The sequence below is a fragment of the Ensifer adhaerens genome, from assembly GCF_020035535.1.
Classification (GTDB): domain Bacteria; phylum Pseudomonadota; class Alphaproteobacteria; order Rhizobiales; family Rhizobiaceae; genus Ensifer.
Map to the genome: position 1 here is coordinate 2832993 of NZ_CP083350.1, position 13021 is coordinate 2846013.

The 13021-nt window shown below is 63.0% G+C and carries 14 protein-coding genes; 4 read left to right on the forward strand and 10 right to left on the reverse strand.

The genetic code is table 11. The features are described from left to right. Positions 1-22 precede the first annotated feature (22 nt). Complete coding sequence (locus LAC81_RS32955; RefSeq protein WP_223728811.1) at positions 23-1051, reverse strand: NAD(P)H-dependent flavin oxidoreductase; 1029 nt, start codon at positions 1049-1051, stop codon at positions 23-25. A 256-nt stretch (positions 1052-1307) separates the two neighbouring features. Between LAC81_RS32955 and LAC81_RS32960 the strand changes: the two genes are divergently transcribed. Further along, a complete protein-coding gene (locus LAC81_RS32960; RefSeq protein ID WP_113535078.1) occupies positions 1308-1502 on the forward strand; it encodes a hypothetical protein in 195 nt (64 codons plus the stop codon). A gap of 15 nt (positions 1503-1517) precedes the next feature. On the opposite strand, the gene chrA is transcribed toward LAC81_RS32960, so the two are convergent. The 4 genes from chrA to LAC81_RS32980 form a co-directional block, all read right to left on the reverse strand. Continuing rightward, positions 1518-2924, reverse strand: a complete 1407-nt coding sequence (chrA, locus tag LAC81_RS32965; RefSeq protein WP_223728812.1) for a chromate efflux transporter — start codon at positions 2922-2924, stop codon at positions 1518-1520. Between the two features lies 1 nt (position 2925). Further along, entirely contained in the window at positions 2926-3747 is an 822-nt protein-coding gene (locus LAC81_RS32970) for a chromate resistance protein ChrB domain-containing protein (protein ID WP_223728813.1), read from the reverse strand. A gap of 204 nt (positions 3748-3951) precedes the next feature. Then, entirely contained in the window at positions 3952-4710 is a 759-nt protein-coding gene (locus tag LAC81_RS32975; RefSeq protein WP_223728814.1) for an alpha/beta fold hydrolase, read from the reverse strand. Positions 4711-4945: 235 nt separating this feature from the next. Next, positions 4946-5212: a hypothetical protein gene (locus tag LAC81_RS32980; protein ID WP_223728815.1), complete on the reverse strand. Its 267-nt coding sequence runs from the start codon at positions 5210-5212 to the stop codon at positions 4946-4948. Between the two features lie 142 nt (positions 5213-5354). Between LAC81_RS32980 and LAC81_RS32985 the strand changes: the two genes are divergently transcribed. Beyond that, on the forward strand, positions 5355-5684 hold the full coding sequence (locus tag LAC81_RS32985) for a YciI family protein (protein WP_223728816.1): 330 nt from the start codon (positions 5355-5357) through the stop codon (positions 5682-5684). Positions 5685-5711: 27 nt separating this feature from the next. On the opposite strand, the gene LAC81_RS32990 is transcribed toward LAC81_RS32985, so the two are convergent. Genes LAC81_RS32990 through cysT form a run of 3 tightly spaced genes read right to left on the reverse strand, consistent with a single transcriptional unit; the run spans position 5712 to position 8599 of the window. Next, on the reverse strand, positions 5712-6839 hold the full coding sequence (locus LAC81_RS32990; protein WP_223728817.1) for a sulfate/molybdate ABC transporter ATP-binding protein: 1128 nt from the start codon (positions 6837-6839) through the stop codon (positions 5712-5714). A gap of 13 nt (positions 6840-6852) precedes the next feature. Next, a complete protein-coding gene (gene cysW, locus LAC81_RS32995) occupies positions 6853-7710 on the reverse strand; it encodes a sulfate ABC transporter permease subunit CysW (RefSeq protein ID WP_419195907.1) in 858 nt (285 codons plus the stop codon). Between the two features lie 22 nt (positions 7711-7732). After that, a complete protein-coding gene (gene cysT / locus LAC81_RS33000) occupies positions 7733-8599 on the reverse strand; it encodes a sulfate ABC transporter permease subunit CysT (RefSeq protein ID WP_223730390.1) in 867 nt (288 codons plus the stop codon). Between the two features lie 412 nt (positions 8600-9011). On the opposite strand from cysT, the gene LAC81_RS33005 reads away from it, so the two are divergent. Both LAC81_RS33005 and LAC81_RS33010 read left to right on the forward strand, forming a co-directional pair. Then, on the forward strand, positions 9012-9623 hold the full coding sequence (locus tag LAC81_RS33005) for an RBBP9/YdeN family alpha/beta hydrolase (protein WP_223728818.1): 612 nt from the start codon (positions 9012-9014) through the stop codon (positions 9621-9623). 329 nt (positions 9624-9952) lie between these two features. Further along, positions 9953-11359 carry an FAD/NAD(P)-binding protein gene (locus LAC81_RS33010; protein ID WP_223730391.1) on the forward strand — a complete coding sequence of 469 codons (1407 nt, stop codon included), beginning with the start codon at positions 9953-9955 and terminating at the stop codon, positions 11357-11359. Positions 11360-11379: 20 nt separating this feature from the next. Here the strand turns inward: LAC81_RS33010 and LAC81_RS33015 are convergent, their stop codons facing one another. After that, entirely contained in the window at positions 11380-12231 is an 852-nt protein-coding gene (locus LAC81_RS33015; protein WP_223728819.1) for an ABC transporter permease subunit, read from the reverse strand. Beyond that, entirely contained in the window at positions 12228-13019 is a 792-nt protein-coding gene (locus tag LAC81_RS33020; RefSeq protein WP_223728820.1) for a taurine ABC transporter ATP-binding protein, read from the reverse strand. The genes LAC81_RS33015 and LAC81_RS33020 overlap by 4 nt, the downstream gene beginning before the upstream one ends. Between the last annotated feature and the right edge of the window lie 2 nt (positions 13020-13021).

The window sequence follows — 13021 nt, forward strand, 5'->3', positions numbered from 1 at the left end:
CCACGATCCTTCATGATGGCGATCAATCGGCGAACAGCTTCCCGATCAGGTCAGCGGCCGAGCCCTGCCAAAGTTCACCCTTGCCGGTACCCGCCCAAAGGGAAAGGAAGTCTGGCGATCCCTTTGCAGCGGATGCCCCCCTGATATCGCGGGTGAACTTGTTCTGAGCGGGGAAGGGCATCACCGCAGCGGCGTCCACCTCGTTCATGAAGCGGTTCGCGACGCCGCGGGCAAACCGCCCGGAGAAGGCGCGTGTCGTGCGCGTTATCCGTTCCACGCCTTGCAGCGCAGTGCGATAGGGTGCCGAGGTTCCGGCTTCGGTGGTCGAAAGAAAGGCCGTCCCCATCTGCACGGCGCTGGCGCCCATGGCGAGCGCCGAACGGATATCCGCGGCGGTCATGATGCCGCCTGCTGCGATCAGCGGAACCTTCATCTTCCCACGACTTTGCGCCAACAGATCCGCAAGACCAAGTTCGGGATCCGCGGCACTCGGGTCGAAAATACCGCGGTGACCACCGGCCTCAAAACCCTGGAGGGTGATTGCATCGACGCCGCTCTCTTCGAGTGCCTGCGCCTCTTCCGGCGTCGTCGCCGTGCCCACGATCAGCATCCCTGCTTTGCGCGCGGCCCGCATGTGCTCGGCAGGTAAAACGCCGAAGACGAAGCTGAGGACTTCCGGCTTTGCCTGCAGCACGGCATCGAACTGCTGATCGAAGTCCTCTTCGTAGGGCGTCGAAAACTGCGGCTTTGGCAGATCCAGTTCGGCGCGATACTTGGCCGTTGCCGCCACGGCCCGCTCGATCATTGCAGCTTCAACCTGCGGCTGCGGGTGCTGGATGAAGAGGTTGATCGCGAACGGACGGTCGGTGCGCGCGCGAACCTTCTCGACGAACCCAGTGATGGTGGCCGGGGTCGAGTAGGCCGCGCCGATGGAGCCCAGCGCTCCGGTTTCCGACGATGCTATGACGAGTTCCGGCGACGAGGGGCCGCCGGCCATCGGCGCGACGATCAACGGGTACTTCAGGCCAAGTTTCGCCAGGGGATCGCGCATGTTCTATGTCCTCGCTGCTTGTTGCCTGCCATGTGGCGGCGGTGCAGACTTAGGGTGAGATGCAGTCGACACAAGATGAGCCGCCGCTATTCGCGCGATTATCTTGCGATGTGTGCGCTCCATGGAAACGCGTCTCGACCTTTGTCGGGTTTTCGCCGGTCGCGCTGTGGGATCGCCAACCTTGCGGCGCGTGGTTGCCGTGAGGTCGATTGGCTGGCACTGTCATGCATGCTGAACCGTTCCCATGAGGACACTGATGTCGCAACAGACGGACAAACAAGATCCACCTCCGCGCCTGATCGACAACTATCGGCCGGTACAGTTGAAGGCCGTGCTCGCCGCCTGCGCCGTGAAGCATCGCGAACCGCCACCGCCTCCGCCGGAAGAGCGCTTCTATGGCGCGCAACTGCCGGAGGGATTTCATCTCCCGCAATCGGTCTACGACGACTAAACGCCATTTTCGCAATCAGTTGCTTGCAAGCGTCCAGGCCATGCCTGCAAGCGCACATGCAAGCAGCGTCGTGATCACCGAGGCATTGAAGCGGAAGATCGCGACGCCGGCCGCAAGCGTCAGCAGGAGCGATGGCATCACCAGCGACTTCAGCACCGGCACGTCGAGTGCGAACGGCCCCAATTGCCACGTTACTTGCTCCGCAAACAGTGTGTGCAGCCCGAACCAGACGGCGAGGTTGAGGATTACGCCGACGACGGCAGCGGTAATCGCCGACATTGCACCCGTTAGCGCGGCATTGCTCCGCAGCCGCTCAATGAAAGGTGCCCCGAGGAAGATCCAGAGGAAGCAGGGCACGAAGGTAACCCAGGTGGTCAGCATCGCCCCCAAAGTCGCCGCCATCATCGGGTGGAGCGCGCCGGGAGCGCGGTAGGCGCCCATGAATCCGACGAACTGTACCACCATGATCAGCGGTCCGGGCGTCGTCTCGGCCATGCCGAGCCCGTCTAGCATCTCGCCGGGTTTGAGCCAACCGTAGTGCTGGACGGCTTCCTGGGCGACATAGGCAAGCACGGCATAGGCGCCGCCAAAGGTGACGACCGCCATCTGGCTGAAGAACAGGCCGATCTGGCTGAAGACGTTGTCCCGGCCGAGGAAGATGACGACCAGCGCTAAGGGCACGAGCCATAGCGCGAGCAGGACGCCGGAAATCCGCAGCGACCATGCAAGGTTCGGGCGGGCATGTGCGGGGATTTCCTCGCCGAGCGCAGAATCCTCGTCCTTCAGAACCGGGCCGCTGCCGCCCTTGTGCCCGCCACCGATGCGAAAGAGCGGAGATCCGGAACGGGCGCCGATGTAGCCAAGCACGCCGGCTGCCAGGATGATCAGCGGGAAGGGCACTCGGAAAAAGAAGATGGCGATGAAGGCAACCGTCGCGATGCCGATCATCATTCGGTTCTTGAGTGCGCGGCCGCCAATGCGAAAGACGGCCTGGACGACGACCGCGAGCACGGCGGCCTTGAGGCCGAAGAAGAGGCCTTCGACGACAGTGACATTGCCGAGGGCGGCGTAGATGTAGCTAAGGCCGAGGATCGCCAGGAAGCCCGGAAGCACGAACAGAAGTCCGGCAACAAGGCCGCCGGCCGTTCTATGCAGGAGCCAGCCGATATAGACAGCAAGCTGCTGCGCCTCCGGGCCGGGCAGAAGCATGCAATAGTTCAGCGCATGCAGGAAGCGATGCTCGCCGATCCAGCGTTTTTCATCGACGAGGATACGGTGCATGACCGCGATCTGACCGGCTGGTCCGCCAAAGCTCAGCGCCGCAATTCGCGCCCAGACCCGCACCGCTTCGCCGAACGAGATGCCGTGGCTTTGCCCTTGCCGCGCCACATCGGGCGCGGCCTTGTCAGCAATATCGGTCATCTCAAAGGTCCTTCTTGGGCGAGGGCCAGTTATGCGTCTCATTGGTCGCATCCCGACACCAACGATAGAAGGCATCGTAGAGCAGCATTCCCGCCTCCAACTGCTCCAGGTCGTCGGCATACATGCGGGAGAGACCGAGGGAAGCGGCGAGCAGGCCCGGCGCCTCGGGCGCCAGCTCGAGGCGCGCGGTGTCGGCTCCGCGCACGATGGTCGCGAGCCGGAGCAACGGCGTGGTTGCAAGGCCGAACTGCTCCACCATGACATCGAATGTGCAGAGTTCGCCGCGGTGGCTCCAACGGATCGGCGCATCGATATCGAATGGCGTTGCGCCGAAGCGTTCGCCGACCATTTCGGCTTCCGACGGCGCCACGTACAGGAACACCGCCTTCGGATCGACGAAGCGTCGGATCAGCCAGGGGCAGGCGATACGGTCGATCTTCGGCCGCGCTCGCGTAACCCAGACGGTCCGTCCGCTTGCATCCCGTTCGGGTATCGCGGAAACGGGCACGCTCGGATAGCCGGCGCTGGCCCAGGCCTCGAAGCCACCTTCGAGCACGTCGGCAGCAATGCCCGCATTGCGAAGCCAGGCGGCAACGCCATGGCTGAGCTTCTTACCCTGCTGGCAGATGATGATTGCCGAAGCCTTGGCAACATCGTCGATCCAACTCTGCATCTGGCGATAGTCGCGCCTGTAGGAACCCGGGATGAGCCGGGGATCGGCATCGAAATCGTCATCGATCCTGACGTCGATCAATTCAGGGCAGTGCGGTGTGCCGATGAGGCGGGAGAGTTTTTCCGAGGAAATTTCAAGAAATGACGACATGACGCGTCCTCCGGATGAGCGGTTCTATGGACGCGATGCTTCGGCTGGCGCCTCATGGGGTGATCGCACCCCCATGCTTGAAGTTTTCCGCTCTTTCACCGGGCTGTCAAGCCGGCAGCCAGGAAACGTAGAACGTCTTGAGGCCCGCTGTCCTGAGTGCGGAAGGGCGCCGCACTCAGGACGCAGACGCGCGGCGTGTTCGGGCTATTTGCCGGCGTCCTTGGCTGCGGTCTCGATGATCTCGGCGACCGTTTGCGCTTGCGAGGCGAAAACGGCGTGGCTTGCCTTGACTTCACTCACCTGGCTGCCGGCGCGCTTCGCCATGCTTCGTTCAAGCTCCGGATTGATGGCGCGATCTTCAGTCGCCACGATCGCCCAGCTTTTCTTTGTCCGCCATGCCGGATCGCCGGCCTTGGCAGTGAAAACCTCCTTTGCGGCAAAGACTTGCGACCGCGCCGCAAAGGCCGCCTCCGCCTTTGGAAGGTCGGCGGCGAAATCCGCAGCGAAGGCTGACGGATCGAGATAGAGATATTTGCCGTCGGCGGTTTCCTTGATGCTCATCGCCGCTGACGGCTTCGAACTGGCAAGCGTTGCCAAGTCCTCGCCCTTTTCAGGCTGAAACGCCGCAACATAGACCAACGCTTCGACCTTCTGGTGATGGCCGGCTTCGCTGATCACCATGCCGCCGTAGCTGTGCCCGACGAGCAAGGTCGGGCCGTCCTGCAGGTCCAAGACACGGTTCGTCGCCTCGATGTCGGCGGCCAGCGACGTCAACGGTTCCTGCACGACGGTCACGTTGAAGCCGCGTCGCGCAAGGATGTCGCTGGCCTGGCGCCAGCCCGAACCGTCGGCGAAGGCGCCGTGCACGATGACAATGTTCTTGATATCTGTCGCCTGAGCAGCGAAGGCGACCACGCTCGTTGCAAACGCAAGAGCAACGGTGGAGAGAATACGGCGGCGCATGCGATCGTTCCTTCTGTGTTCATGAAGTGACGATCTCAATTTCATTCGAAGAGGTATCCCGGGTATGTCGGGCTTCACCAGGATATGTACCGCAATGTAGGGCAGGGCGATCTGCCGCTTGGTAATCCAGCCTGCTGCGTTGGCTCTGGCTCAGACCATGGCCAAGTGACCGCGGAAGCCGTCCATCCCGCGGCAAACTCGCTCAAGCGCTATGCTGAATGCAGACGAATGTGCCCTATGATTCAACCAGGATCTTGATTGATTCCGGCACCACGCCATCAAAGGCCATGGCGTCGGCAGCGGCCTGGCCCTGCAGGGCTTTCGCCAGCGTGTCCATATCGGGAACGTCCATGAGAATGGCCACATGCGTCTGATCGCGAGGATCGACGAAGGTACGAAGGCTTGTCACGCCGAGCGAACCGAAGAATTCCTTGCGCTTTGGGGACTTCAGCCAGTGTTCCGCACTCTTTGTGATCTTGTGGTGGGCGATGATGGTCGGCATTGCAACCTCCCTGTTGTGATGCGGACATCGGATCCGTCGCAACTTTTCCAATGTATCCGCGTTCCCTCACGGAAGGCCTCGTCGGCCCGACTGTCAATTAGCCCGTCGGAAGTAGAATGCCATTGCCAGGAGGATGTTGCTCATGCCGAAGTTCGTGACGATCGGATATGGAGACCGTGCGGGTTACGACCGCACACCGGCAGCCGTCCGCGACGCGGCGCATGCCCATGACGCCGAACTTCAAGCAGGAGGAGCGTTGATGGGGATCGCCGGCACGCCAGTCCAGGTCCGCAACGCCAACGCGGCGCAGATGGAGAAGAGGAACGGTCCGTTCATGTCGTCTTCTCTGCCCGTGGCAGGGTTCGCGGTGATCGAGGCGGCCAATCTGGCGGAGGCAATCGATATGGTATCGCGCACCCCGTGCGCGGTTGCCCACGGGGTGGTAGAGGTCTGGCCGCTCGAGACTTCTTGAGACGGACGCCCCGATGTCCGATGCTTCTTAGGAGGCTTGGGCAACCAATGTTGGTTCCTGCATCTCGATCGGGCGGCTCTCGGTCTTCGCCTCCGAGGCTACGGCCTGCTGCCTCTTATCCCTGAAGAGTTTCCACTTTGTGGGTCTGAAGGCGATGCGGCTGTGGTCGCCGGCGGCGGCGCGTTCGGGGGAGAGTTCGATCTCGACATGCGGATGGTTGCGGCCGAGGTCGAGTTCGAGATGGCGGGTGCCGGCGACACGGCGGCTGGCGGCGACGAGGCCGGCAAGACAGCCGCCGCAGCCGTCGATCAGCTCGATGTCATGCGGGCGGAAGTGCAGGTTGGCCGGACCGTCGGGCTCGGCCGGGGCTCTGAGCCCGATCGGCCGGTCCTCGAACCAGATCTCGCCGTTCTGCAGCGTCACGGCGAGGCAGTTCGACTGGCCGATGAAGCCGAAGACGAAGGGCGAGACCGGATGGTCGTAGATCTCGTCGGGGGTGCCGACCTGTTCGATCGTGCCCTTGCTCATGACGACGACCCGGTCGGCGAGCTCCAGCGCCTCTTCCTGGTCGTGGGTGACGAAGATCGTCGTGTGGCCGGTGCGGTCGTGGATCTCGCGCAGCCATTTGCGCAGTTCCTTGCGCACCTGGGCGTCGAGCGCGCCGAAGGGCTCGTCGAGCAGAAGCACGTTGGGCTCGACCGCCATGGCGCGGGCCAGCGCCACGCGCTGGCGCTGGCCGCCGGAAAGCTGCGCCGGATAACGCTTGTCGAGGCCGGAAAGCTGCACGAGATCGAGCAGGTCGAGCGCCCGCTTGCGGATTTCGGCCGCCGGCGGCCGGCGGCCCGACGGACGCACCTTGAGGCCGAAGGCGACGTTGTCGAGCACGGTCATGTGGCGGAAGAGGGCATAGTGCTGGAAGACGAAGCCGATGTTGCGCTGCTGCACCGTCTTTTGCGAGGCATCCTCGTCGCCGAAGTAGATCGTGCCGCCGGTCGGGCTTTCAAGCCCGGCAACGAGACGCAGCAACGTCGTCTTGCCGGAGCCGGAGGGGCCAAGCAGCGCGATCAGCTCGCCGGAGCGGATATCGAGCGAGACGTCGTCGAGCGCCGGGAAGCGGCCGAATTCCTTGCGGATATTGTGAACGCGCACGTCCATAGCGTTTGACCTTTCAGTGCCTGCGGCTGGCGGCGATCTCGGCGCTGTAGCGGATCTCCAGCGCCGTCTTCAAAATCAGGGTGATCAGCGCCAGCAGCGCCAGCAACGCCGCCACCGCGAAGGCGGCGACGAAGTTGTATTCATTATAGAGGATTTCCACCTGCAACGGCATGGTGTTGGTCTCGCCGCGGATATGGCCGGAGACCACCGAGACGGCGCCGAACTCGCCCATGGCCCGGGCGTTGCAGAGCAGAACGCCGTAGAGCAGCCCCCATTTGATGTTGGGCAGCGTCACATGCCAGAAGGTCTGCCAGCCCGACGCCCCCAGGGAGAGCGCCGCTTCCTCGTCGCTCGATCCCTGTTCCTGCATCAGCGGGATCAGCTCGCGGGCAACGAAGGGGAAGGTGACGAAGACGGTGGCGAGCACCAGGCCGGGCACGGCAAAGAGGATCTGGATGCCGTGGCTCTGCAGCCAGGGGCCGATCAGGCTGTGCGAGCCGAACAGAAGCACGAAGACGAGACCGGAGATTACCGGCGAGACCGAGAACGGCAGGTCGATCAGCGTCGTCAGGAAGGCCTTGCCCTTGAACTCGAACTTGGCGATCGCCCAGGCGGCGGCCACGCCGAAGACGAGGTTGAGCGGCACGGCGATGGCCGCGACCGTCAGCGTCAGGCGGATCGCCGAGAAGGTCTCGGCATCGCCCAGCGCTGCGATGAACTCGACCGGTCCCTTGCGCAGCGCCTCGGTGAAGACGGCGGCGAGCGGCAGAAGCAAGAACAGTGCGACGAAGGCAAGAGCGGTGATCGTCAGCGTCAGGCGGGCAAAGCGGCTTTCCGAAGTTGCCGCCTGCAGCGGCCTGGCTGCGGGCATGGTTCCAGCGCCGGCGGTCAGATCATGCGACATAGACATATCTCCGCCGGCTCCAGGCCTGGATCGAGTTGATGAGGAGCAGCATGGCAAAGGAGATCGCCAGCATCACCGCGGCAATGGCCGTGGCGGCGGCGTAATTGAACTCTTCCAGCCTTATGACGATCAGCAGCGGGGCGATCTCGGAGACGTAGGGCAGGTTGCCGGCGATGAAGATCACCGAGCCGTATTCGCCGACACCACGGGCAAAGGCGAGGGCAAAGCCGGTGAGGCCGGCCGGCAGCAGCCCCGGCAAAAGCACCCGGCTGATCGTCTGGAAGCGGCTGGCGCCAAGCGTGGCTGCGGCCTCCTCCACCTCCTTGTCGATCTCTTCCATGATCGGCTGCACGGTGCGGACGACAAAGGGCAGGCCGACGAAGATCAAGGCGACGACGATGCCGGCGGGGGTGAAGGCGATCTTCAACCCGAGCGGCTCGATGAACTGGCCGATCCAGCCGTTCGGGGCATAAAGCGTCGTCAGGGCAATGCCGGCAACCGCGGTCGGCAGCGCAAACGGCAGGTCGACCATGGCGTCGATCACCCGCTTGCCGGGGAAGCGATAGCGCACCAGCACCCAGGCGAGGATGACGCCGAAGACCAGGTTGATGATCGCCGCGAGGAAGGCCGTGCCGAACGAGATCTTCAGCGCGTTCAAGGTGCGCGGATCGAGCGCCAGCTCAAAGAACTTGGCCCAGCCCAATCCGCTGGCCCGAAACACCAGGCCCGACAACGGGATCAGCACGATCAGAACCAGCCAGCTCAGCGTGATCCCGAGCGACAACCCAAATCCAGGCAAAACACTCGGCTGGCGAAACCGCCAGCGGTTCCCATTGCGTCGCTCCGTCAACTTCAGGTCACCTTTTCAGCCCTGCAACCGTAAACGGTCGCGCCATCCCCTTATCCAAACCGATCGTCAAGTCGCCGGTTGGCCGGCTTGTCAGAGCGCCGGTGCATTCGGCGCCAAACTAACAATTTCGCGGGCTCCAACAACGCAAATTTTTGACGCTGGGACGGGTCACAAGGAAACTGATTTCGCTTTTGAGCCGCGTCGATGGAAACACTCTACTGCGAATATTGTTCCATGCCGCTTCGGCGATCGCGCGCACATGAACTTCCGTCAAAGAAATAAATACTATCGATTTTATGGATATTAGGTGATCCTTGCTTCTCTGCCGTCTGTCGCTTGCGCATAGTTGATCCAGGATGGGATCTGCTTGCAACGAGTCGTTGCAGTTCCTGGGTCATCGTCGCAAGAGATTGATGTCATGGCAAAAACGCTCATCATTCCGGGATTGTTCGGGTCGGACGAGGGACACTGGCAACGCCATTGGCTGAGGGATCATCCGGATGCAGTTCTCGTCGAACAGATCGACTGGGACCGGCCAAGGCTTGATCATTGGCGCGACGCTCTCGAACGCGAAATCCTCCGGCACGGGACCGTCGATCTGGTGGCTCATAGCCTCGGTTCGGTTCTTGTCGCCAATTTGGCGCGCCGCCCCCTGGCAAGGCAAGTGCGCAGCGCACTGCTTGTCGCGCCCTGCGATCTTGGGCCAACCGATAGCCTGCATCCTGGCGTCATCGATTTCGGGCCGATGCCCGACCTGCCGTTGCCTTTCTCCAGCCTTGTCGTAGGCAGCCTCAACGACCCCTATATGCCCTTCGATCGCCTGCGGCATGTCTCCACCCGATGGGGCAGCCGCCTCGTCGATCTTGGGCATGCCGGCCATATCAACATCGCCAGTGGCTTCGGTCGCTGGTCGCATGGCTACGATCTGTTGCGGGTGTTGAACGGCATCGCGCGTCGAGATGCACCGCGCGTTCAGGCAATCGAAGCTGACGTCGTCGATCGGTCGCCCGTCCCGAGCGCTCTTGCCTGATGCCTCATCGAGAGCCCATTCGACTTGATCACTCACACGGCACTTGATGTTGGGATCGTTTCGCGCTCTAATAGCGCACTAACTTTATAGAGTATACCGTCTAGGGATGACCATGCACAAAAGTGCCAGGCCAACCAGAACAACGGATAAGGGCTCGACCGCTGCGGCGGCGGTCGTTATGTTTTCCCGACCCCACTGTAATGGCGCAGATCGGCGATTGCGCGAGGCGGGCGACAATTTTTCAAAACTGGGTCGGTCTGTGCAGTCCGAGCCGAAACAGCCATGCATTTCAGACTCTGCCGGGTAGAACCGGCCATGGGAGAGTGCAGATGACTGTCCATGGATTGTTTGCGAAGGCCGCTTCAGAGGGAGCCGGCGCCAACGCCAAACCGCACATCGCCATCATCGGCCGCGGCTTTTCCGGGGTGATGATGGCCATCGCGCTGATGAAGTCGGTGCGAACGGCGTTCCACGTCCATCTTTTCGATCCGCAGCCGACGATCAGCGGCGGGCAGGTGTTGGCCGCTGCCCAGAGCGGTGAGATCCTCAACAGCCGGGTGCGCGATCTTTCTGTCGCCGCCGGCCAGCCGGAGGACTTCAACGATTGGCTGCTGGGGAATACCGAGTTTCGCGCGGCGGTCTCTGCCGCCATTCCCGGTTTCCAGCAGATCTTTGTGCCGAAGAGCATCTTCAGCGACTACGTTTATCAGCGCTTTTCCGAAGCGCTGACGCGCAGGCCCGATATTTCGATTCAGCTTTCCTGTCAGGCGGTATTGGGACTGCGCAAGCAGGCCAATGGCCGTTTCCTTGTGGTGCAGGAGGGGGCAGCGGTGGAGTGTGACGCCGTCGTGCTGGCGACCGGCTTCGGCCTGCGCCTGGGCGAAATGGAGGTTGCCGAGGAGGAGAAGCCCCTGGTGCGCGCCCGCCGCCTGGTCGTGCCTCGTCATACCGTCCTGCTCGGCAGCGGCGTCCGCGTGGTCGACCGTCTGCTGCAATTGCGCGACAACGGTTTTGCCGGCGAAGTCACCATTCTTTCCCGGCACGGTTTTCTGCCGCAGCCGCATACGCGCCTTGCGGCGGCACCAACATTTCCGGTCGAGCCGATGCCGACGCGGCTCGGCGAAATCGTCCGCTTCGTCCGTCAGGCCTGCGCGGAGGCGGAAGCCGCGGGACTTGGCTGGCAGGCGGCCATGAATGGCCTGCGTCGGCGGGCACGCTCCCTCTGGCAATCTTTGCCCGAAGAGGAAAAACGCCGGTTCAACCGGCATCTACGGTCGATCTATGACAGCCACCGCAACCGCTTGCCGGCGCCTCTGCACCTGCGTTTGCAGCAGGAGCTCGCCGGTGGGCATACCACCATTCGCAAGGGCTGGGCAGGCAAGCGCCGCCCGGACGGGTTGTTGGTGCGCTGGGCGGGCGAAAACGAGGAGACGTTGCTTACCGCCGATCAGGTGATCGACTGTCGCTGTTCGGCGCCGGACCTTAGGGCGCCGCTGATGCAGAGCCTTTTTGCCGGCGGCCTGGCGGAGCCGGACGAGCTCAGCCTTGGGGTTGCCGTCAGCCCGGCCGGCGAAGCGCTGGTGGGCGGCCAAGCTACGCGCAATCTCTATGCGATCGGACCGCTCGGCGTCGGCAGCCTACCGGACATCGACCTGGTGCCCGAAATTGTGACCCAGACTTATGCGGCCGCGCGGTTGATCGCCACGCGCCACCGCGTGACACTTAAGACCGCCTGACGGCCGCAAATCCTAAGGCGTCAGCGCCGTGTCGCCCACGGTACCAGCCATCGCTCGAGCAGGCGTGCGGTCATCTCGAAGACAAAGGCGACCGCTGCAATGACGACAATGCCGGCGATCACCACATCGGTCACCAGAAACTGAGCAGCAGACTGGATCATGAAGCCGAGGCCGCGCGTTGCCGCCACCAGTTCGGCCGCCACCAGCGTCGACCAGCCTGCACCCAGCGCAATCCGGGTCCCGGTGAGGACCGAAGGCAGGGCGCTCGGCAGAATGACGTGGCGCAGGACCTGCAGCCGCGAAGCACCGAAAGCGCGGGCCGCGTTGATATGATCGCTTGAGGTGGATTTGACGCCGGTCGCCGTGGACAGGATGATCGGCGGCAACATTGCCAGCGCGATCACCGCGATCTTGGAGGCTTCACCGATCCCCAGCCAGATGATCACGAGCGGCAGGTAGGCGAGCGGCGGCAGGGGCCGCAGGAACTCCACGATCGGATCGAGGATACCTTTGCCGACGCGGCTCGTGCCTGTGGCAATGCCTGCCGGCACCCCGAGGAGGATTGCGACGGCGAGCGCACCGAAAATCCGCAACAGGCTGGCGCCCAGATGCTGGGCAAGTGTCGCATCGACGAAACCGGTGACCGTGAGGCTCCGCAGGGCCTGATAGACGGCGAGCGGAGAGGGTAGAAACAGTGCCGAAACGACGCCATAGCTGGAGACAAGGCTCCACAGGACGAGCAAGGCAGCGATCGTCGCCAGAGATATCCAGGCGAGCGATATCAGTGACCTCACCGTACCCAGTTCCGATTGCTCGATGGTGTCGCGCGGCTGATGCGACTCCAGCGGTGCGCTTTCGATGGAGAGACTCATGCGGCGATCCCTTCGTCTTCGGCATGGATGATGGCGGTCAGTTCGTCGTGAAGCCCCCGGAACGATGACGAACTGCGGAGCTCGGCGAGCGGTACCCCGGCCAGCAGATCGCGGCCGAACGTAGTTGTGATCTCGCTGGCGATGCGCCCAGGATTGGGCGCGAGAACGATAATGCGGGTCGCAAGGAGCAGCGCTTCCTCGATACTATGGGTGATCAGGAGCGCACCGACGTTGCTCTTTTGCCAGACGTCGAGAAGAAAGCTCTGCATCCGGCTGCGCGTGAGCGCGTCGAGTGCGCCAAGTGGCTCGTCCATCAGCAGAAACTTCGGGTCCGAGGCGAGCGCTCTGGCAATACCGACCCGCTGGCGCATGCCGCCGGAGAGCTCCCAGACGTTTCGGTTTGCTGCGCCCGGCAGGCCGACACGGTCGAGGAGGATCCGCGCGCGGTCCAATCGCTCAGATTTGGCAACGCCCCGGAGCTGAAGCGGAAAGGCGACATTGTCGACAGCGGTCAGCCATGGATAGAGTGCATCGTCCTGGAAAACCACGGCGCGATCTGCATCAGGCCCCGCCACCGATCGGCCATCGACGCAGACGCGCCCGCTGCTGGCCGCCAAGAAGCCGGCTGCCAGGTTGAGAAGGCTGGTCTTGCCCGAGCCCGAGCGACCGATGACGACGACGAATTCGTCGCGTGCGACCTTGAGGTTGATCGAAGCCAGAACCGGCGCGGCCCTGTTATCGGACGCTGCGTATCGCAGCGTGACATTATCGAGGGAAAGAACGGACATCC

Coding starts and splice junctions, on each gene's coding strand:
- LAC81_RS32980 (WP_223728815.1), bottom strand. CDS start 5,212: ATGCCGACCATCATCGCCCACCACAAGATCACAAAGAGTGCGGAACAC.
- LAC81_RS32990 (WP_223728817.1), bottom strand. CDS start 6,839: ATGGACGTGCGCGTTCACAATATCCGCAAGGAATTCGGCCGCTTCCCG.
- LAC81_RS32960 (WP_113535078.1), top strand. CDS start 1,308: ATGTCGCAACAGACGGACAAACAAGATCCACCTCCGCGCCTGATCGAC.
- LAC81_RS32985 (WP_223728816.1), top strand. CDS start 5,355: ATGCCGAAGTTCGTGACGATCGGATATGGAGACCGTGCGGGTTACGAC.
- LAC81_RS33005 (WP_223728818.1), top strand. CDS start 9,012: ATGGCAAAAACGCTCATCATTCCGGGATTGTTCGGGTCGGACGAGGGA.
- LAC81_RS33010 (WP_223730391.1), top strand. CDS start 9,953: ATGACTGTCCATGGATTGTTTGCGAAGGCCGCTTCAGAGGGAGCCGGC.
- chrA (WP_223728812.1), bottom strand. CDS start 2,924: ATGACCGATATTGCTGACAAGGCCGCGCCCGATGTGGCGCGGCAAGGG.
- LAC81_RS33015 (WP_223728819.1), bottom strand. CDS start 12,231: ATGAGTCTCTCCATCGAAAGCGCACCGCTGGAGTCGCATCAGCCGCGC.
- LAC81_RS32970 (WP_223728813.1), bottom strand. CDS start 3,747: ATGTCGTCATTTCTTGAAATTTCCTCGGAAAAACTCTCCCGCCTCATC.
- LAC81_RS32955 (WP_223728811.1), bottom strand. CDS start 1,051: ATGCGCGATCCCCTGGCGAAACTTGGCCTGAAGTACCCGTTGATCGTC.
- LAC81_RS33020 (WP_223728820.1), bottom strand. CDS start 13,019: ATGTCCGTTCTTTCCCTCGATAATGTCACGCTGCGATACGCAGCGTCC.
- cysW (WP_419195907.1), bottom strand. CDS start 7,710: ATGCCCGCAGCCAGGCCGCTGCAGGCGGCAACTTCGGAAAGCCGCTTT.
- LAC81_RS32975 (WP_223728814.1), bottom strand. CDS start 4,710: ATGCGCCGCCGTATTCTCTCCACCGTTGCTCTTGCGTTTGCAACGAGC.